General features: G+C 48.4%; 15 protein-coding genes and 1 tRNA gene. 6 read left to right on the top strand and 10 right to left on the bottom strand.

All coding sequences use genetic code 11. The features are described from left to right. Nucleotide 1: 1 nt before the first annotated feature. Nucleotides 2–961 carry a TAXI family TRAP transporter solute-binding subunit gene (locus PSE_RS16340; protein WP_008546441.1) on the bottom strand — a complete coding sequence of 320 codons (960 nt, stop codon included), beginning with the start codon at nucleotides 959–961 and terminating at the stop codon, nucleotides 2–4. A gap of 774 nt (nucleotides 962–1735) precedes the next feature. Here PSE_RS16340 and PSE_RS16345 point away from each other — a divergent pair. The 5 genes from PSE_RS16345 (at nucleotide 1736) to PSE_RS16365 (ending at nucleotide 7625) form a co-directional block, all read left to right on the top strand. Continuing rightward, nucleotides 1736–1811 (top strand) — tRNA-Lys (locus PSE_RS16345). Between the two features lie 558 nt (nucleotides 1812–2369). Next, nucleotides 2370–3683: a phosphatidylserine decarboxylase family protein gene (locus tag PSE_RS16350; RefSeq protein ID WP_041768628.1), complete on the top strand. Its 1314-nt coding sequence runs from the start codon at nucleotides 2370–2372 to the stop codon at nucleotides 3681–3683. Between the two features lie 84 nt (nucleotides 3684–3767). Further along, the gene (locus PSE_RS16355) at nucleotides 3768–5813 is read left to right on the top strand and encodes a ferritin-like domain-containing protein (protein ID WP_148266163.1); all 2046 of its coding nucleotides are present in this window, start codon (nucleotides 3768–3770) and stop codon (nucleotides 5811–5813) included. Between the two features lie 10 nt (nucleotides 5814–5823). Continuing rightward, entirely contained in the window at nucleotides 5824–6771 is a 948-nt protein-coding gene (locus PSE_RS16360; RefSeq protein WP_051125929.1) for a DUF692 domain-containing protein, read from the top strand. Further along, a complete protein-coding gene (locus PSE_RS16365) occupies nucleotides 6771–7625 on the top strand; it encodes a DNA-binding domain-containing protein (RefSeq protein WP_014285888.1) in 855 nt (284 codons plus the stop codon). Before PSE_RS16360 ends, PSE_RS16365 begins: the two co-directional genes overlap by 1 nt. Here PSE_RS16365 and PSE_RS16370 read toward each other — a convergent pair. Further along, a complete protein-coding gene (locus tag PSE_RS16370) occupies nucleotides 7618–8538 on the bottom strand; it encodes a hypothetical protein (RefSeq protein ID WP_014285889.1) in 921 nt (306 codons plus the stop codon). The two genes, PSE_RS16365 and PSE_RS16370, sit on opposite strands and share 8 nt — an antisense overlap. A gap of 244 nt (nucleotides 8539–8782) precedes the next feature. On the opposite strand from PSE_RS16370, the gene PSE_RS16380 reads away from it, so the two are divergent. Further along, nucleotides 8783–10134, top strand: a protein-coding gene (locus PSE_RS16380; RefSeq protein WP_086003608.1) for an IS3 family transposase whose coding sequence is annotated in 2 segments (ribosomal slippage) — nucleotides 8783–9118 and nucleotides 9121–10134 — 1350 coding nt in all. Because the reading frame shifts where the segments join, the coding sequence is not laid out codon by codon here. A 233-nt stretch (nucleotides 10135–10367) separates the two neighbouring features. Here the strand turns inward: PSE_RS16380 and PSE_RS27510 are convergent. From PSE_RS27510 to PSE_RS16410, 8 genes are all read right to left on the bottom strand, one after another. Beyond that, nucleotides 10368–10505, bottom strand: coding sequence for a hypothetical protein (locus PSE_RS27510; protein WP_208998256.1), 138 nt, complete (start codon nucleotides 10503–10505; stop codon nucleotides 10368–10370). Continuing rightward, the gene (locus tag PSE_RS27515; RefSeq protein ID WP_208997961.1) at nucleotides 10441–10749 is read right to left on the bottom strand and encodes a tyrosine-type recombinase/integrase; all 309 of its coding nucleotides are present in this window, start codon (nucleotides 10747–10749) and stop codon (nucleotides 10441–10443) included. The genes PSE_RS27510 and PSE_RS27515 overlap by 65 nt, the downstream gene beginning before the upstream one ends. A gap of 328 nt (nucleotides 10750–11077) precedes the next feature. Then, the gene (locus PSE_RS27520; RefSeq protein WP_208997945.1) at nucleotides 11078–11446 is read right to left on the bottom strand and encodes an Arm DNA-binding domain-containing protein; all 369 of its coding nucleotides are present in this window, start codon (nucleotides 11444–11446) and stop codon (nucleotides 11078–11080) included. A 481-nt stretch (nucleotides 11447–11927) separates the two neighbouring features. Beyond that, nucleotides 11928–13283 carry a hypothetical protein gene (locus PSE_RS16390; protein WP_193384372.1) on the bottom strand — a complete coding sequence of 452 codons (1356 nt, stop codon included), beginning with the start codon at nucleotides 13281–13283 and terminating at the stop codon, nucleotides 11928–11930. Next, a complete protein-coding gene (locus PSE_RS16395) occupies nucleotides 13219–13776 on the bottom strand; it encodes a hypothetical protein (RefSeq protein ID WP_014285893.1) in 558 nt (185 codons plus the stop codon). The genes PSE_RS16390 and PSE_RS16395 overlap by 65 nt, the downstream gene beginning before the upstream one ends. A gap of 10 nt (nucleotides 13777–13786) precedes the next feature. Continuing rightward, nucleotides 13787–15178, bottom strand: coding sequence for an FAD-dependent oxidoreductase (locus PSE_RS16400; protein WP_014285894.1), 1392 nt, complete (start codon nucleotides 15176–15178; stop codon nucleotides 13787–13789). Next, nucleotides 15162–15980: an FTR1 family protein gene (locus PSE_RS16405; RefSeq protein ID WP_014285895.1), complete on the bottom strand. Its 819-nt coding sequence runs from the start codon at nucleotides 15978–15980 to the stop codon at nucleotides 15162–15164. Before PSE_RS16405 ends, PSE_RS16400 begins: the two co-directional genes overlap by 17 nt. Next, on the bottom strand, nucleotides 15980–19390 hold the full coding sequence (locus PSE_RS16410; RefSeq protein ID WP_014285896.1) for a multiheme c-type cytochrome: 3411 nt from the start codon (nucleotides 19388–19390) through the stop codon (nucleotides 15980–15982). Before PSE_RS16410 ends, PSE_RS16405 begins: the two co-directional genes overlap by 1 nt. Nucleotides 19391–19395 lie beyond the last annotated feature (5 nt).

Consider the following 19395-nt stretch of genomic DNA (forward strand, 5'->3'; position numbering starts at 1 on the left):
ATTACATCCAGCCGCGTTCTTTGTAGTACTTAACCGCACCGTCATGCAGAGGAGCTGTCAGGGAATCCTTGATCATCTCTTCTTCTTTCAGGTTTTTGAATGCAGGGTGCAGCTTTTTGAAGTCATCGAAGTTTTCGAATACGGACTTCACGATGGTGTAAACAACATCGTTAGGCACAGCAGCGGAAGACACGAAAGTTGCGCCAACACCAAAGGTGTTGATGTCTTCTGCGTTGTTGTACATGCCTGCAGGGATAGTTGCCTTACGGTAGAAGGAGTATTTGTCGACCAGATCGTCGATTGCTTTACCTTCAACGTTCACCAGCTGCGCATCACAGGTGCTTACAGTTTCCTGAGTAGATGCGGATGGGTGACCCACCAGCCAGTAGTAAGCGTCGATCTTGCCGTCACAAAGTGCAGCACCAGCTTCAGCGGACTTCAGCTCGGTCGCCAGAGCCAGATCGCCCTTGTTCACGATGCCTTCTTTTTCAAGAAGCTGCCAAGTCGCATACTGACCGGAACCTGGGTTACCGATGTTGACTTTTTTGCCCTTCAGGTCGGTGTAGTTGTTTACGCCGGAACCTTTTGCAGCAAGCATTGTTACTGGCTCAGGGTGTACGGAGAATACGGAGCGCAGCTCGCCGAAAGGCTTGCCGTCCCACTGTGAGCGACCTTCGTATGCGTTCGCCTGAACGTCAGACTGAGCAACACCAAACTCAAGCTCACCATTCTGGATGGTGTTGATGTTGTAAACAGAACCACCAGTGGATTCTACAGAACAACGGATGCCGTGCTCTTTACGGGTCTTGTTTACAAGACGACAGATCGCACCACCGGTTGGGTAGTAAACACCGGTAACACCGCCGGTGCCGATGGATACGAAACGATTTTCTGCCGAAGCTCCAGTTGCAACGCTAACCGCAATCAGCGCAGCTCCAACTGCAACATTGCTAAGTTTCATACGAACCTCCACTTAAGTTGTAATTGCGCGATCCCGTAACTCACGGTATCGCGAATAGGAAATCTTGGCATTTTAACCATCAGACACGCCTATTTCCCACTGGCACAGAATGAATGATGCCAAAAGCGGTGAAATACGTACACATCTATTGCTTGGATTACCAGTAAACTCTCAAAACTGCCGGTGACGTCCAAGCCGCACGCCATTTCACCTAACAAACTGATTCAAAAATACTTTTTCAGATATATGAGCATTTCGCACACGCGAAAGCCCCACAGATATTTCACGAAAAACTGCCAAAATTCAGGTGATACACCAGCAAACTGCCAATTGCCTCCACAAAATAGTATACTAAGGTATTACAGATTTTGTGAAGTATCACGCTTCATTTTAAGTAGCGATCCTACGTTATTTCACCTAGAGAACTAATAATACCCCCAAAACCAATGGATGACTGAAATGATTGCAGCAGTCACCTCCTCTGGAGCAGATCATAGCCCAACGCGCAATTTGTGCACCGCACCCTACACTCTGCCGACGTGAGGACGGAGGTCGCTCATCTGTCGTTCATATAGAGAGTGCTCAACCAAACATCAATTCACTCCCCATCTTTCCAGTTTAAAGCAATTCAGCAATCGCATCGCCCCCTCAACATAAGAACGGTCAAAAAGCCTAAAAACGCACTGTGTGGAAAATGAAAAAAAGCTCTTGCGCTAAACCCCTGCAATCCTTAGAAGACCCCTCACAGGCAGCGACCCAGCGGTCACCGCCCAAGAGCCCGTAGCTCAGCTGGTAGAGCAACTGACTTTTAATCAGTAGGTCCACGGTTCGAACCCGTGCGGGCTCACCATTTAACCTCATGGTATATAAAGAGGTTTAACAAAGCTCCCTCCCGGGAGCTTTTTGCTTTTGTGCCTTGTGTCAGCCTATGTCAACAAATGAGAGCATTTGAAAGCGCAATTTCATCTCTCTTAGCTCCTCCCGATATCCTTTCCATTTTTGATTAAGAGCTAGCCTTAAGCGCAACATCTTAAATCGTACATTTAAAAATGATTAGCTTCTTATCGCTGGAAGAAAATCTGCTTTCAATCAAGTTGCAACAATGAAAACGCCCAAATTTTTATTTCCGAATGCAAATGGGGAATTCGAAGTAACCCGGAAATCAAATTGGATAGGCTACAGATCTTCATTTAAGCATCTGTAGTAGCCGATAGAATATTTTACAAAGAAATTTACTAAACCATTATACCAGTAGACCTCAAAAATCACTTGTTTAAGCAAGCAAAATTAATCTAACTCTACTGTTGCAGGATTTGCCAAATAGTATTCAGAAGTTGCTCTCCAAAATCTGCTCTCCCTATTGTCAGCATGCATATCAAGTTCATGCATGCTGCGACAGGAGCTATAGATGCCTCAAGGACAGTTTCAATCTCATCATGAAAATAGACCGGGTGTGATTGCAGGTTTTCTCCCGCGGGACTCAAAGCTTCTGGGGAAGTGGTTGGATCATATCAGTAAAAAGTCCATATCAGCGTATGGACAGCAAATTGAACAAGGCTACTCTTTTCTCGAGCCCTCAGTTCAAGCCCTAGCCTTTTTGCTGAATGAAGACGATCACCTTCATGGTCTTGTGAGCGAGATGATTGAGCAAGGCTGGCAAGTTCACCAGGAAGAAGAACCTAAAGTAACGTATGGAATTAAATCCATCAACGATATGCTATGTGCCCTCAATTACATTATCAAACATGCACCAATCTTTGACCCGGACTTACCGCATTCAGCATTTCCAATGTCAGGATTGTTTGTCTACATGATGTGGACACCTGCAGGGAACTTTGTCTTTAAAAACAAGCTTTTCAATGACGCCCTGAGAAACATTCTTGATGCCTGGTGTGAGTTTTTGGACTCTCCTGCTTCACTGAGTGTCGTTGTTACCTCAAAGGATGGTTGGCTTTCTGAAGCCTCATGGAAAGCCAACAGCCTGGATCAGTTCGTTACGAAAGAACAGATCGAGAAAGACCCTGCGCATTGGGGATACACGTCGTTTAACGACTTCTTCCATCGTCAAATCATTGCGATCTGCCGACCAATTGATGGACCGGACAATGATCGAGTGATTACATCTGCTAATGATGGCACCGTTTATCGCATCGCACGTAATGTAAAACTAGACGACGATTTTGAGACGAAAGCCCAAAACTATTCTCTCAAGCAAATGCTTGACGGCAGCCCTCTCACAACGCGCTTTGTTGGCGGAGATGTCGTTCAAACGTTCCTGAGTGGCAACGACTATCACCGGTGGAGAGCTCCTATCGCCGGTAAGGTTGTCGAAGCACGAGTCGTAAACGGATATATGTTCTCTGAGCTTTATTCGGAAGGGTTTGATCCATCAGCTGGAACTAAGTCTCAAGGATACGAAGCGATGGTAAACACTAGGGCACTTATCTTTATTGAGAGCGAAAATCCTGCAATCGGTTGCGTATGCGTTATGCCCATTGGGATCACAGAGATCTCATCTATCTCAATTCAGGTCAAACTAGGCGATAGAGTTGAAAAAGGACAAGAACTTGGGTGGTTCAGCTACGGGGGATCCTCAATGGCTCTTGTTTTTCAGCCCAAAGCCATCAAGCAGTTTACGATTGTAAACCCACTTTCAGATGACAACTCGGACAATGGGCCATTTGTCAGAGTTGGGGCACAAATTGCAATCTCAACTATATAAGTCAGTCGTTGTTTTTCTCTTCAGCGCCTGGCGATAATGAAAATCAACGCCAGGTGTGCTTTCGCCAAACCGAAGGACACCTCAATGAAACACCCTTTCCTGGAACTGACTGATAGCGCCTGCTCGGCTCTGGTCGATGCTTGCACAGATCGCGACCCAAAGTACATAGATGACGATCTGTCCTGTGTTAAAGCGATAGCTCAAGCAGCTATCAATGTAGAGTTGTTTACAATCCCCCTTTACATGACAGCACTGTACTCAGTCCAAGGTACACATCAAATCAATAGTAAGGGCAGTAAGCTCTATGAAGGCCGCTGGTGGCCTGGTTCTGGTCCTGCCGCTGACCCTGACACAACAAACAAGCAAGTCTTCAATAAAGTCTACAGCGTGTTTATCGAAGAGATGTTGCATCTACAACTCGCTTCAAACATGGCAAATTTGATTGGAGTAAAACCATGTTTCACAAGCAGAGCCTTACAGAACGAAGAGTTCGGATGGATCTGCTATCAGCATGGCAACACCATGATTCCGCATATCTTGGATTTCAATGATTGGATAGATCATCCCATCTTGTGTTCATATGATCCCGACCTAATGAACTTAAAAGGTATGCAAGTGATCCTACGCGCCATGAACAAAGATCAGGCAAAACTGTTCATGGCAATTGAAGAGACCGTTGAACTCGCCAAGCTCAATCTGGAAAATTCTGAAGTTCCCATACCAGATCCTCAGCCCGATGGTGATAAGACCAGACTAAAGTACTTTGAACCTGCACCATTTGATTGGTTTAAAGCCAGCATGACGGAAGCAGATCTACCTCTGTTCGGTTCAATTGGGCATATGTACTTATGTTACTGGAGTTATCTTGAAATTACCTATTCAGATGGAACCAGTTTGCTTGGGCGCCTCTTAGGTTTACAACGTGACCGGTTCAATAAGCCTGTACAAACGGCTTCACAATATCCGATGATTGATATGAACCTGGAAGAGCTGGACAGCCTGAAGCTCAAGCTCATTAACAATATCAATGCAATCACTGATCAGGGTGAAGGCGGGGATGTTGTCCAAGACATTGTGAGGGTTTGGGGCTTTAAGTCATGGGCTAACTCACTTGCAAGAGGCTCAGCAAACCCTCTAGGCAGTGTTAAGGAAAAGTTCCAGCCTAACAAAGAAGCGTTGGTTCAAGATTATCCTCATTACGATGATCAAGGCAAACAGCTCCCAACGTTATCTGGTATAGCTCGCGCCAGATCTGATGCAGCGGATAAAGACCACTTCGAACTATTTTCGGAAGTGCTTCAACTTGTACAAAAGCCCGATTACATGACATGGGATACATGGCATGAAAAGCATATCTGGAAGCCAGATATGCTTGGCATAAATGGAGCCCCTAACGTGCCATGTGTTGAAGACATCGCAACAGCCCTCAACAACCTGAAAGCCAATCCCAATAGCTATCAAATCTTAAGCCAAGCCGCGGTTGGGACGATTAAGGGCATCACTACAGTCTTGAACAGCTATTGGAACAACAGCGATAACACCGAGTTCCCCTCTCCTGCCATGGATGGGTCTGGTGATCGAGTTTCTATATGTTGGGCCGTAACCGGAAAAGTACCGGATCTTGTGTCAGGCATTGCTTCACAAAAGGAGCATGTTCTTTACCATGCTTGTCAGGGTATGGACTTAAACGGTTCAGATGCCGAGACTTGTGCAAGCGTTTTAGCTTACCATAGCTGTAAAGGTTCAAACGAATGTAAGACGCAGGGTGGGTGCGGTTTCGTTCAAAGTGCCAGCGGTGGAGGTAGCTGTGGAGGTTCTGTTGCCAAAGGCCTTAAGAGCGCACCAGCCGACAACAAATGCGGAGGTTTTGGAGGATGTGCAGTACCAATTTCAGCCTCTCAGCTTTACCCAAAACAAGACGATGATTGCTATGAGATGCAACTCTATAAGTTTGGACCTGCTCCTGAACATACCTCAGAGCCGTTGAAGCAACATCTCCCTTACTCTGAAGGGGATGCCGTTTACGACATAGCGTGGAAAGCTTACTGTCATGCGAAAGGGCTCGATCCTGATGTTCATAAAGCACCAAAGGCCAATGATTTGCGCCTAGCAATGCCACCAAGCACCTGAACGGGATCAAATGAGTTCATTGACTACTTCAAAACACGAGGCCGCAGATTCAGCGGCTTCGAAATTGAACGAAAACACTGACTATTTAGGATTTGGGGTTGGCCTGCGTTCTCAACACTTCCCTGAGATTATGGCTTGCGAGAGTTTACCTGTCGACTGGTTTGAGATCATAAGTGAAAACTTCATCGACAACCACGGATATAGTCGCCATGTTCTCAAGGAGCTCCGTAGCCGATGCCCGATTGTGATGCATGGTGTCTCCCTCAATCTGGGATCTTCAGATCCACTGAACTGGGAGTATCTTCAAAAGCTCAAAGAGCTGGCTGATTTTGTCCAACCATCGTGGATCTCTGATCACCTGTGCTGGACAGGCATTCTTGGGCACAACACTCATGATCTCCTACCAATGCCTTTGACGGAAGAGAGCCTCAATCATGTATCCGAGAGGGTGCTGCAAGTTCAGACCTTTCTTGGGCAACCAATCCTTCTTGAGAACCCATCCACGTATCTTGAGTTTCGACAAAATGAGCTCAGCGAGTGGGAGTTCATGTCGTTACTCGTCAAAAAAACAGACTGCCTTTTACTGCTTGATGTAAACAATGTCTTCGTCTCCTCCTTCAATCATGGCTATGATCCGCTGGAGTATCTGAGGAACATTCCTCACAGCAGCATCCAACAAGTGCATTTAGCTGGTCCTACACGGGCTGGTAACTGTCTGGTGGATACCCACGATCAACCTGTCCCAGATCAAGTCTGGGAGCTTTACAAAGTGCTCCTAGAGAAAACTGGCCCCGTTTCGACACTGCTGGAATGGGATGCAAACATTCCGAGCTTTTCTGAGGTTGTCGCTGAGTTGAACAAGGCACGGCTCATTTTTGAAGGAAAGCCTTACCAACAACTAGAGAATGTCGACATCAATCAAGCGTCTGGTGCATTCTCGAGCCCGGTTGTTCGATAATGAAGGAAAGTTGTCTAAAGAAAGATACCCAACTAAAGCAACTACAAAACTGGCTACAGGAGGTATTGATAAACCGTGGTGACCTCTATCAAAAACTTTTAGGAGCTCAGCACCAAACAAACCTTACCCTCGAAGAGGCCATAAAAGAGACGGAACAGTTTCCTGCAATCGAGCGCATCAACATTTATGCGTCAGGATACATTATGCGCTTGGTCGAAGCGTTAAAGGCAGAGTATCCGCTGCTATGTAAGTTCATGGGAGATGAAGTCTTTGAGGGATTTGCTAAGGCATACATTGTCACCCATCCTTCGCGTTATTCCAGTTTATATAAGCTAGGAGCTAAACTCCCTGAGTTTCTGGAGGAAACGCAACCGAAGGGAGCAAACTGCCCTGATCAAGTCGCTCTATTTAAGATCCCAGCTGAGTTGGCGCGATATGAGAGAACGCAGGCCGAGATATTGCTCCATCATGGTCTTGAAGAGTATTTTTATTATCCTTCAGAAACGTCGATCACTTCTCTGATATCAATCCACTCTGAGCTATTACAAGCATCGCCATGCCTAAGAACTCTTAAGTTAGAGTACCCAATCCGTTCACTGGCCGCGTCACTTCATTTGAACGACACTGTGACAACACCACAGCGAACTGAAAATTGGGTAGCTCTCACGCGAAAAGACTACAAGATCATTTCTTTGCAAATTAATGATTGGCAGGCTGAGTTATTAGAAGCTTTGAAGTCTCCAACGCCCCTGTATCGAGCGTTGGGAAATGTTAAATCTGCAAATATGGCTGAAGTTTTGCTTTGGCTACCAACTGCGCTGGACTTTGGATTAGTCTATTATCCAACTACATAAATAGCGCATAGTTTTGCTCACCCAGCCGGTATGGAATAATTTGCGACACGTCTGTGACCGCGGTAACAGTTGCCTCAGTTGTCCAACCCATACAGTCACCGTGCACGCGGTTTAAGGTTACTTCGCCACTACTCGCGATGTAGGTCATAAAATATGGATTTCCTGGACCAACCATAAACGGATGCACAATATCCAGCTCCTGATCATCCTTCAGACGCAGATGAGATCCAACTTCGTTGGTTCCTTCGCTTAGATCATCTGAGAAATGATCGATATTGACGTTCGGTTTCCATGTATTTGTTTTCAAGAAGAAATTTTCTTTGCCCCAGGTGAAGAAGGCAAAACGTGTCCAGCCTTTAGCCCATTGGTGAGCCCAGACATTTTCTACGACAAGCGGAGGACTTTTCCCTTCAGATTTTGCCGTGGCTGCGATCGTCCAGGTATTAACGGAACCATCTGTATGGTTGTAGCCAAACACAAAATTCTGCCCCAGATCGACAGCGCATTTTACTTCGCTCAGGTTCGTCGTATAGGGATAGCGTGTATGATAAAAATGCAAAGGATATTCGGATTTTAGATCCTTAGTTAAAGGGAAGAAATACATGTGCCCGTTTTTAGCCTGATAGGCGAGCAAATGAGGCTTGTTCATCATGTGAAACGGCTGAATTGAATCCCAATCTTTGCCAAGCTCAAATGTATTGGGCACTTGCTTGATCCAAGGTTCTGCTTCAAGAAGCTCGAATGTGTCACAACTTCCGCTGCCCTTATGGTATCCGACGAGGATCATGGTGCCATAATTGTCGTAGGTTGTCAGAGCGTCATAGGATTGACTGAATGCTGGCTGTCCGACCTCAGACCATTCCATTACGCCAGCTTGTTGAGTTGGCGTCATCGTGTAAAGAGTTGCAGTCATTATTCCCGTCTCCTAGCGTATCTCTTCGCTGTAAATTTTGAGGGGAGCCGGATCAGCGCCGGCGACTTGATAATAAGTGCAGTGGGCAGGCTGCCCTGCCCCATTCAATTTCAAAATCTCAAATCCGCGATTGTACCACTGCTCAACCATCTGGAGTTTGTTCCCCGTCGAAGTCATATGGACAGATCGATCGATTTGAGTAAGGGAGTGTTTTGGCCCATGATCACTAGACTAGGAGTGAACAATGGGGCAAAACACAAGGACCGCCAGCGCTGCAGCTGAGAAGGCGGTTAAAGACATCCGGCGCAAGACCCGAAAGCGCTATTCCACTGAAGACAAGATACGTATCGTTCTGGCTGGACTGCGTGGTGAGGACAGTATTGCCGAGTTGTGCCGACAAGAGGGCATCTCACAGGGGCTTTACTACAGCTGGTCGAAGGAGTTTCTGGAAGCCGGTAAGAAGCGACTTGCTGGTGATACGGCCCGTCAGGCCAGCACCGGTGAGGTCAAGGTGCTGCGCAAAGAAGCACGCGATCTCAAGGAGGTGGTCGCCGAACAAGCTCTGGAGCTGCGGCTTCTTAAAAAAAGCATGCTCGAGGATGGGGGAGACGACGAATGAGATATCCCGCCCACGAGAAGTTGGAGATTATTCGGCTGGTTGAAGGATCACATCAGCCAATCAAGCGCACGTTAGAGCTGCTGGGTATTCCACGCTCAACGTTCTATGTTTGGTATAACTGCTATCTGGAAGGCGGCGTTGAAGCGTTGGAGGACAGAGTTTCACGTCCCGCCAAGGTCTGGAACCGTATTCCCGATGAGATCAGATCACAGATTATCGAGATGGCGCTAGACGAGCCAGATTTGTCACCACGAGAGCTCGCGGTCCGCTTCACAGACACAAAAGGCTATTTTGTATCTGAAGCTTCTGTCTACCGACTACTGAAAGCGCAAGACCTGATTACCAGCCCGGCTTATGTCGTCATCAAGGCCGCAGACGAGTTCAAGGATAAGACAACAAAGCCGAACCAGCAGTGGCAGACCGATTTTACCTATTTCAAGATTATTGGTTGGGGTTGGTTCTATCTCTCAACTGTTCTCGACGATTACTCCCGTTACATCATTGCCTGGAAGCTGTGTTCCACTATGAAAGCCAAGGATGTAACCGATACCCTTCAACTGGCACTCGATGTCTCTGGATGCGAGCAGCCCAAGATACTCCATCGTCCACGGCTACTGTCCGATAACGGGAGCTCCTACATCTCTACCGACCTGGCTGAATGGTTGGAGGAGAAGCGTATGAAGCATGTTCGGGGAGCGCCATACCATCCGCAAACGCAAGGTAAGATCGAGCGTTGGCATCAGACCATGAAGAACCGCATCTTACTCGAAAACTACTACATGTCGGAGGACTTGGAAGCACAGATCGGGAACTTCGTCGATTACTACAATAATCATCGCTATCACGAGAGCCTAGGTAACGTGACACCAGCAGATGTTTATTTCGAGAGGGATAAGGCGATCTTACAAAACCGACAGATGATTAAACGCAGAACTCTTCAAAATCGTCGCTTGCGCTACCACGCTCAAGCCGCTTAACATCAACACGCAAAAGGGCCAGACACTCCACTATTCGAAAGCCAATCTTGTCCAACTATCCTTGATGACGGACACTGCCCCGCAGCGTCCAGCCTATATAGTCGCTTCTAGGTTGAGGTCTTTCTTTGATTAGGATTGTTTCACACCAAAGCAAATGGCAGCAATTGGTCAAAAACCTCATACGGTGCTCGCAAATATCCAAGTAAATACCTCCAAATGCTGTAGCGGAGTTCTCATTCTCGTCCTTCCAATCCGGCCTCAATCCGTTCTCCAATCGTCTCTGACAACACCCGAGTTGGATGGGCATCAAGGTTCACATAGCGATTGGTGATGGTCACGTTGTGTCGGTTCTTTACAGCCGGGTAAAACATAAGGTGAACCATGCACTCGTTGGATCTCAGAGAGTATTTCGACGGCGCTGATACTTACCGGATGAGGTTTACGTTCATCCCCTTTTCTTGAAGGCAGTGCAAACGTGGCCAATTCAAAATCAATATGCTCCCATTTCAGGGTTGCGATCTCACTCAAACGCGCACCGGTGTAAAGCAGCAGACGCAAGCAACAAAGAGTTCTTGGGTTAACAAATGTCTTCCGCTTTGCAATATCTTTGGGCAAGTGCTTGGCTGTACTCTTCCCAGCTTTTATGACCCAGGGAAGACCTTCCTGGTCTGCCAGTTCAAGAGTCCGCCCCAGTCATTGCAACTCCTCCCCTGTTAGGAAACGGTCACGCTCGTTTTCTTTGTAACGCTTGACCAACCGAACCGGATTAGTGTGCTCTGGTCGCAATCCCCACACTTCAGCGAGATTGAACGCCTTTGATAAGACTGCCAGAACTTGATTGGTTTGACGTGGTGTTGCTCGCAACGCGTGGTGCAGCTTTGCAATATCCTGCCGCCTAACAGAGCTGAGTTTCATGTGTCCCAGTCGTGAACGACACATCGCTTTAGGAGACGTTCATTGTCTTAGGCATATTATGAACCTGCACATGTTTGCTCATGTAAGTATCAAGAAGATGATTCACTATGGGAGCCGGTCGTTTGTTTTCCCGCTCTAACAAGGGATCATCCCCGTTTCGGACCTTTGCCAGAACATCGGTCGCCAAGTCCCTAGCTTGATCTGGGGTCAACTCTCCATTTCTGCCAAGGCTCATACGACGGAAGCGGCCTTCATGCGTGCGATATTGCACAATGAATGTTTTTGCACCGCTTGGCATCACTTGAAGGCCAAAGCCTTTGAGCTTGCTATCCCTTAGAAGTCGCTTTTTGCTTGCTGGACTTGCCGCATCCACCGTTCGCTTCGTTATGTTCGGCATAGACAAACCTCTCCCGCTGACGGCTCGTGACAGGAGCCACCACACATACGAAAATATCAATTGAAATACGTAGCCGATTACTGCCGTTTCTGAAGGCCTGACAGCCTGTGACGACCACTAGGAGTTTCTTTTAGAACCTGTGCAAAACAGCATCCAAACCGTGATAGGTCAAAACGAACTGCTTACCGTTCTCTGTCAGCAAATGTATGAGATTGAGCGCGAAAAGCAAGGTAGGTCAGAGCAAATAATTTTCTGCAACTATTTGTGATTCATAGCAATGATTCGCTCTTCAACGCAAATGAACGCTCCCCGCTGAAGTGCCATCTAGTCAGTAGGTCCACGGTTCGAACCGGTGCGGGCTCACCATTTAACCTCATGGTATATTAAGAGGTTTAGTAAAGTTTTCAATTGGGAATTTTTTTACATTTTGGAGTGACTATATAAGGAGTAATTAAAATTCTCTAGTTCGATTTCGCAATACTCAGCAATTAGACTGAATATGCAAGTCTCTCTCGCCAAGTGTTCTGCTTCCAAACGAGTAATTGTTTTCACACCATTTTATATCTTCGGTTGATCCTGTAAGTTTCCACGCAGGACTGTTTGTTTGAATAGTTAGTCGCTCTTCACCATCAATGTAATAAGCATCTTTAATCTGATGTTTAGGTAGCCGATTTCGCAGATAGTAAACTCCGCGATTTGTAACCAACAGACCGTTTGGTTGTTTTTCTAGGAACTCGATCGACCGATCCAATGGTGAGTCTAATGTCGGTTGAAGTACAAATTGGGACCACAAGCTCAGCTGCAATAGCACACCAATGAGCAGCGCGTAGTTCGCATACCTCGCCCGCAAACTTGCCAACCAAATAACCAGCAATGCAGACGGCAGCAAAACGTGGCGCAGGTTCTCTGGGTTTTGGGCTAATGCTGTCCAGAGGAGAGCTGATAGGGTGGCGATTGTGAGAGGAGTGAGTTGGGGCTTTTTGAAAAGTGCATAAGCAGCAGTGCAGATGAGCAGGGATAAGGTGATGAAAGCGAGAGGTTCGCGGGTTGCTGCGTCGAGCCAAGTGTCGCGTTTTGTTGCTTGCTCGAATGAGGTGTTTCCCCAAACTGTGAAGTGGCCCTCTGTAAACCGTAGCGCTTCCAGGAAGTAGCTTTCGCCCTCTAACAGAACAACTGCGCCGAAAAACAGGAAGAGTGTTGCTGCCATTGCAACGAACAAGGTGAACCGGGCTTCTTTCTTTAAACACCATTCGGAGAGAAGAGAGAGACCGATAGGGATGAGGAAGGACGGTCTGCAGGCGAGTGCCAATCCTGCGAAAGCACCGGCGAAGCCGTGATGCCCCCTGCCCATGCTTGCCAGAACCACAAGGAAGAAGGCTATGCCGGTGGCGTCACTCATCATACTGAGGCTGACGAGAGGCAAAAACGGGAGGGTTAGAACGCCGGCAAACGCGAGTAATGTGCCTGCTGGTGTGGCTCCATGTGCTCTTGCCGCCCATGCAGAAAGTGGTGGTAGTGAAAGTGCTGAGCAGAGCGTGAGATAGAAGACGGCTTGCTTGGCGGTTAGGCCTGCAAAATACAGAAGTTTGCTGAGAGCGATGAAACCGGGGTAACCGGGGAAATGTGGCCTGAACTCAAGGACACTGAAGCGGATTGTGCCATTGACGAAAAAGAATGCATCGTCAGTCGGAATGCTGGGAGGGTGGCGGAGCAGCCAGATGGACAGTGCCGCATAACAAAAGAGAGCAAGGCCCCACCCTACCCGCAGCATCTTAGTTTGCCAAAGCTTGCAGAGTGGCTTCGACGGCCGCATTGTAGGCAGCTGGATCAGGCTCACGTTTACCCACACCGAACACACCCGGATTACCTATTGCTTCCAGTACCTGACGCAGGGCTTCATCTGCTGCCTGACGTTTTTCTCCAGGCAGCTCCCCAGCCATTGAATCGAAGAAACGCTTAGATTTAACCACCAGCACCTTTGCTGTTTGATAGTCGTTCAGGTTTTCAGCTCCAGCCTGTAGGCGCCGGGTTATCTCAGCGATGAATGCACGGTTGATAGCAGCTGAAAGCGCTGGTGTATCCTGCGATGCGAATGCACTCTCGAACGCTTCAGAAAGACCGCTATCATAATCTTGCGTCAGATACGTCAGCTCCTCAGAAATCTCACTTGCAGCGGTTTCTACAGCCTCAAAGTTGCCTTCAAGTGCAGCCTTCAACATTGCTTCACGTGCATCAATCAGCGGTTCTTTGCCCGCAGCAGCATAAGAATAAGCATGTGCTTGCCCCACTACGAACAGGGAAATCAGCAATGCATAAAACACTCTCATCATGACAAATCTCCTAGGCGACACTTTCCGTTTCAATTACGGTTCGCTCGCTGCGGTGTTCATATATCGTTGTACGGTTATTCTCATCGCCAATCAGCGCATTTGCAGCCATCTGGCCCATCTCCATAGAGGTGTCCGTGAAGATGTAACGGAAGGTGCCTTGGCGACCACATTGGATCAGATTGTCAAACTGATTGAGGTGAGCAATCGCTCTGGCTCTTTTTGCTTCATAGCCAACAGACATCAAAGGATAAGCTTGGCTCTGATAAGTCGAGAAATACTCCCCTGTCGCCGCTGCGCTATCAATGCCAAGTTTGTTCAGCATCTCGCAAGCCTTGGCGAACATCTGCTCGTTGTCCATTTCCCAGAGCGGACTTCCCGGATCACATGGGATTTCAAGCATGGCTGAGGTATGTCCCTCAGGCGCCATAAAGGGAGAGCGTCTCTTAGGCTCCTGAAGACGGGTGGCCATGATGTCAGGATCAGAGAGGTACTGCCAGGTGCAATCAGACAGGTTATCCATCTCCAAAGGCATATTGAAGAACCGCAGGCCTCTGAACGAAAGATCGGGCTCTCCGCCTGTCAGGTTGACCATGTACGGAAGTGAGAGTGTCGAGAGCACAGCATCTGCGGCGTAGGAGTTTCCACCTGCTTTTACAGATTTGATGCGCCCATTCTCATAGTCGAAACCATCGACAGGTGCGTCATAGATAATTTTACCGCCGAGAGCTTCGACCTTTTGCACCATTCGTTCAAAGATCACGCCAAACCCGTACTTGGGATAGCGATAGCTTCTGGCGTAGGTTCGTGGAGTATCCTTACCAACGGGCAACAGGCGTTTTGCGACATCTTTCAGATCCAGCAGACTGATCCGTTGCCCTGCCCAATCAGCAGAGAGTTCTGACGGATCAAGGCCCCATAGCTTGGCCGTATATCCTTCAAAGAAGTTCTTATAGAGGGTCTTGCCAAACCTGCTGGAGATCCAGGTCGCAAAATTGTCGTCATTCGGCTTGCTAAACGGTAAGGCCGCCAGATCCTTTAGGGCACCGGCCAGCAAGGATGCCGGAGCTGTTTTGAGGATGTTGCCCATTGCCAACGGGTAATCATAAGTACGGCCATGAAAGCGTATAACGCTTTTACGCTGGCTGGTGAGCAACTCATCACCAACGAGGTCCTCTACTAACTTCAATAGCCCTGCATTATGGGTGATGAAGCGGTGACCACCGTAATCAAAGCGATAAGTTCCGTGACGCCCTTCAAAAGTGGTCGTCCCACTCTGACCGCCCTCTTTGGTAGCTTTTTCAAGCACGGTGACCTGAATACCGGCTTCCAGCAGGTGCAGTGCAGCAGTCAGGCCAGCTGGGCCCGCTCCCAGCACCAAAACATGATCAGGCCTTTTGAGCATAGCCGCGGCTCCAGAAACTCAGGAATAGTCCAAGATAAAGCGCCCAGCTTGTAAACTGGATCAGCGTTGGAGATGCGTTATAACCGAACAAGGCGCGCATGAAAGTGCCAAAGGTGCCCTGATCATCAAGAATGAACGAGATATTGAAGATCTGCTCGACCACAATCGGAACCACATCAATCGCCTGCAGCATATTGATTGCAGAAGAGAACAAACCGGCCGCAATAATGATGATCAGCAAGCTGGTGTACTTAAAGAATGGAGCAATCGGCACCTGACGCGTACCACGCATCATGGCCCAGACCAGAACAATCGACGCAATTAAACCGATTGAAGCACCAATCAGGCCGTTTTCCAACGTAACGCCCTGCCCTGAATACATAAGAGCTGAGAAGAACAGAACTGTCTCAAAGCCCTCGCGCAGCACAGCAATGAACGCCAGAAACACCATGCCCCACAGGTTGCCAGAGGAGATATGAAACTCAAGCTGCTTCTTGACATGATCAACTTGCGCTTTGGCCTGTCTGTGCATCCAGATGGCCATATAGCTGAGCACTAGCGTGGCAAACAGCAGGATGAAGATCATCAGAAGGTGCTGATAGTGTTCATTGGAGAACTGATCGATCACCACCTGGAAGACAAAGGCAAGACCAAGAGAAACGATGAGGCCTAAAATGACGCCCAGATAAACGTACTTATTGAAGTGCCGAACACCCAGTTTGTGCATATATGACAGGATGATGCCGACCAGCAAGAATGCTTCCAGCCCTTCGCGGAAAGTGATCAGAAAACTAGCAAACATTATGGCCGCTCCAGAATTTCGTTTAGTTCAGCCATAACAACAGCTTCAGGGTTTGGCAGGTCTGGGTAGGATTGACGAACGGCATCCGTCACCCACTGCGGATAGATGCGGAACATCATCTTCACATCAACGCTGAGTGGAAAAGCAACACCTTCTGGCAGAACAAAGGCCTCGTCCCGATAGCCATCCGCTGGGATCTTGGTATCCTTGATCATCTTCTCATAACGCCAGAACAGCAGGCCAACAGGATTGCCATCTTTGTCACCAAAGACTTTCTGGAACATGCGGGCATCAGCAGGTACCACGCCTTTGGTATCCATTTTTCCGTCTTCCAGAATGATGGTTCCATTGGCGTCTTTGACCGTCACATCCAACCAGAGCTGACGGAAGTCAGCCACACCGGTTGGTAAAGCGTGCCCTGCTCCAACATTCTTGACGCGAACAACCAGCTGACCATCGTCATCAATCCGGCTTTCCAGTTCGGCCGCAGTCCGCAACAATTCAATGCTCATGTCTGCGAGTTTTTTGTTGCGCAGGCCAACAAGGTGATGATTGGCACCCGTAAACTGGTGGGTCACCACATTGTCTTTCACTTTGCCGCCATCCGTGGAGATGCCTGGAACGTTCTCACCGATTTTCTGAACATCAGCCATCATGTGGCAACTGATGCAAGTTCGGTTTTTGGAAGGATCATCAGGATTGTTGTAGGAGGACTTCTCCCACTCACCATAGGTGTTCACAATCACACTGCCTGTGCCCGGTGCAACCTCGTTGTGGCACGTGCTACACAGCGCAGAATCCTTGTAAAACGGCTGAGAGTATGACTTGGCATGTACTTCGGGCTTGGCGTTGATTTGGCGGTTTCCAACCCAATGCAGCAACGCATTGTCATTATCTTCGAAAAAGTACTTCTCTCTATCCTTCACATTGACAGTGAAGCTGGCGTTGGTGCCCGCTGTTTTGCCCATGGCCGCTTCAATGCGTGTGATGCGATGACAGAACAGACAACCGGTGCCTTCATCAGAATCCGGGGTACCCTCTTCAAGCGCTTTGAAAAGGCTTATGCCGCCTTTTTCAAACATATGCCCTTCCTGTGGAACAGCTTTTGGTTCTGTGAACTGCTCTTGCGGCTCATGGCAACCAAGGCACCATTTGCCGAACTCTTTACCCTCAGTCTGTTCAGCAACAGACTTCACGACCATGAAGTACGGATTGGATTCCCCCATCAGGCGGTGATTTGAGTCAGCCCATTGCTCGAACATATCTGAGTGACAGGAGGCACATGCGGCGGAGTTCACCCAGTCCTTTTCGTGCAGAACCTTGCGATCATCATCCAGCCGGACCCAGCTTGCGCCCAGAGGAAGGTTTCCACGCGACGTTACAAAGGCCTGCAGCGCTTCCATGTCGCGTTTAACAGGTTCAGTAGGTTCATCCGGATTAATCTGCAGCGCACCATCGCGATCATCGTGTCCCATCCCGCCTTGCGTTTTTTGCATGATACGCAGGTAATCGCCGACAAAGTTGCCCGAAATCATGTGTTTCAGATTATCGTGACCAATAACGGATCTGTCGAACTTTTTAGTAGGCGTGGAACGGTAAAGATAGCCATTGGTAAAGTTAAAACCGTCCACATGGCAACTCTGACAACTCATCCAGAAATCACCTGTGGTCGGCGTCAGCTTGGCATCATCTGTGTTCCCGCTGTTAAAGAGCGTTTTACCACGGCGAAGCTTAGGTTCAACCGGGTCCTTCTGCACAAGGCGAACAGACGGTTTGTCACTCAACGCAACTCTGGCAAAGGGACCGTCACCACCGCGCTTCAGTTTAACCAGATCAAGCGTCATCGCATTTTGCACGAAGATGTCTTGGACTGAGACCACAAGACCGCGCGGATTATCACCCGGGATATGGCGGAAAATCTGCGTAACCTTTGCCCCACCCTGATGGAGTTTGCCTTTCCGACGCGCACGACGTTTTTTCTTGCTGGTCAGTGCAGTTCTGCGTGTCAGATCAAAGACCATCAGGTCTTCACTGCCCGCCAGTGTCACATAAACCTTTTTGCCATCATCAGAGAACGCTGCATCATGAGGATTGGAAACAATGCGTGTGCGGTTGTTGGTGTCGATGATGTTAATCTGCTTGAACAGATGCTTACGGCGCTCAGCAATCTCTGTTTCCTGACCTCGCTCAAGGCTCAGCAGTGAAACACTCGGGAACACCGTAGACTGAAACTGAAACGGATGATCGAAGTTCCAAAGAACGTGAGGCAGCCAGGCTTCTTTTTCATCCGGGCTCACCGCGATATCATCCAGAATGCGTGGAACACCTTGAGAAACGGCTTCATCGCTGTCCTGCGTTTCAGCAAGAGCAATGGTCTTGAGCAGTTTCAATTTTGCGCCAGCAGTGTCCCAAATGGATACCTTGCCAACCATGGCATGGGTCACAATCAGTCGACCATCATTCAGCAGTGCGAGACCACGCGGCGTTTCTTCACTCTCGATTTCCTGAAGAACACCGCGGTTGGGATCAATCGCAATAAGCTTGTGTGCTTCGAATAGAGATACCCAATAGACATCGTTTGCCTTGTCATAAACAATACCAAACGGGCGGTAATCTGTTTTGAACTCGGAAAGTACCTTGTTGGTCTTCAGATCAACAAAGATCACACGATCACCTGTGTAATCGGTCAGGCCAACAACATTGCGGTGACCATCCAGCGCGACACGGCGCACCTCTCCACCAACTGTAATTTCGTGGAGCAAAAGGTTGGAGCTGCGATCAAGAACAGACACGCTGCCTGCATCAAAATTGGCAGAAATCAGCTTTGTTCCATCCTTATTGAGTGTAAGGGAGCCACTTTCAACGGCAGCATAAGCTGGCACCATGAGTGCCACCAGCGCCAGTAGAAATGGAAAGATCCAGGCTGCAACCTTGACCATGGAATAGCGTTTGGCGTGATGGAACACCAAAAGGGATACGGGAAGCGCTGGCAACAGGTGCAGCCAATAGGCCAGCTGTCCTAAAACGTTGCCCCGATTACCAAAAAACGCGAGATATATGCCGCTCAACACCAGTAAGGCCAGTGCAATCTCAATCATCTGCCCTGTTCTGCGCAAAAACGGACGACCGTTGCGCTTGATAAGATCACGATGAGAAAACCAGAATGGAAGAACGAACAAGGGAAAGAGGACGAGAGAAACAACAAAGTGGACGGCAAGCGTGGGCTGAATGAGTTGCCACGGGAGACCAACCACATCCCACAGCATCAATCCGCTGATAGTGAGGAAGTAAAGCACGAACTCAGCATGTTTGCTTTTGTAACCAAGACGCTTCCAAAACACTGCTATTGCGCCGGGTTGTGCTGGCTTAGGTCCGTTTGCAGGTACACTGTTTTTGCTTGCATCATCCATGAGTG

It is taken from the genome of Pseudovibrio sp. FO-BEG1 (assembly GCF_000236645.1).
GTDB lineage: Bacteria > Pseudomonadota > Alphaproteobacteria > Rhizobiales > Stappiaceae > Pseudovibrio.

Excerpts from the sequence above, each read along its gene's own strand:
- PSE_RS16340 (WP_008546441.1), bottom strand. The coding sequence starts at position 961 with ATGAAACTTAGCAATGTTGCAGTTGGAGCTGCGCTGATTGCGGTTAGC.
- PSE_RS16350 (WP_041768628.1), top strand. The coding sequence starts at position 2,370 with ATGCCTCAAGGACAGTTTCAATCTCATCATGAAAATAGACCGGGTGTG.
- PSE_RS16355 (WP_148266163.1), top strand. The coding sequence starts at position 3,768 with ATGAAACACCCTTTCCTGGAACTGACTGATAGCGCCTGCTCGGCTCTG.
- PSE_RS16360 (WP_051125929.1), top strand. The coding sequence starts at position 5,824 with ATGAGTTCATTGACTACTTCAAAACACGAGGCCGCAGATTCAGCGGCT.
- PSE_RS16365 (WP_014285888.1), top strand. The coding sequence starts at position 6,771 with ATGAAGGAAAGTTGTCTAAAGAAAGATACCCAACTAAAGCAACTACAA.
- PSE_RS16370 (WP_014285889.1), bottom strand. The coding sequence starts at position 8,538 with ATGACTGCAACTCTTTACACGATGACGCCAACTCAACAAGCTGGCGTA.
- PSE_RS27510 (WP_208998256.1), bottom strand. The coding sequence starts at position 10,505 with ATGTTTTACCCGGCTGTAAAGAACCGACACAACGTGACCATCACCAAT.
- PSE_RS27520 (WP_208997945.1), bottom strand. The coding sequence starts at position 11,446 with ATGCCGAACATAACGAAGCGAACGGTGGATGCGGCAAGTCCAGCAAGC.
- PSE_RS16395 (WP_014285893.1), bottom strand. The coding sequence starts at position 13,776 with ATGATGAGAGTGTTTTATGCATTGCTGATTTCCCTGTTCGTAGTGGGG.
- PSE_RS16400 (WP_014285894.1), bottom strand. The coding sequence starts at position 15,178 with ATGCTCAAAAGGCCTGATCATGTTTTGGTGCTGGGAGCGGGCCCAGCT.
- PSE_RS16405 (WP_014285895.1), bottom strand. The coding sequence starts at position 15,980 with ATGTTTGCTAGTTTTCTGATCACTTTCCGCGAAGGGCTGGAAGCATTC.
- PSE_RS16410 (WP_014285896.1), bottom strand. The coding sequence starts at position 19,390 with ATGGATGATGCAAGCAAAAACAGTGTACCTGCAAACGGACCTAAGCCA.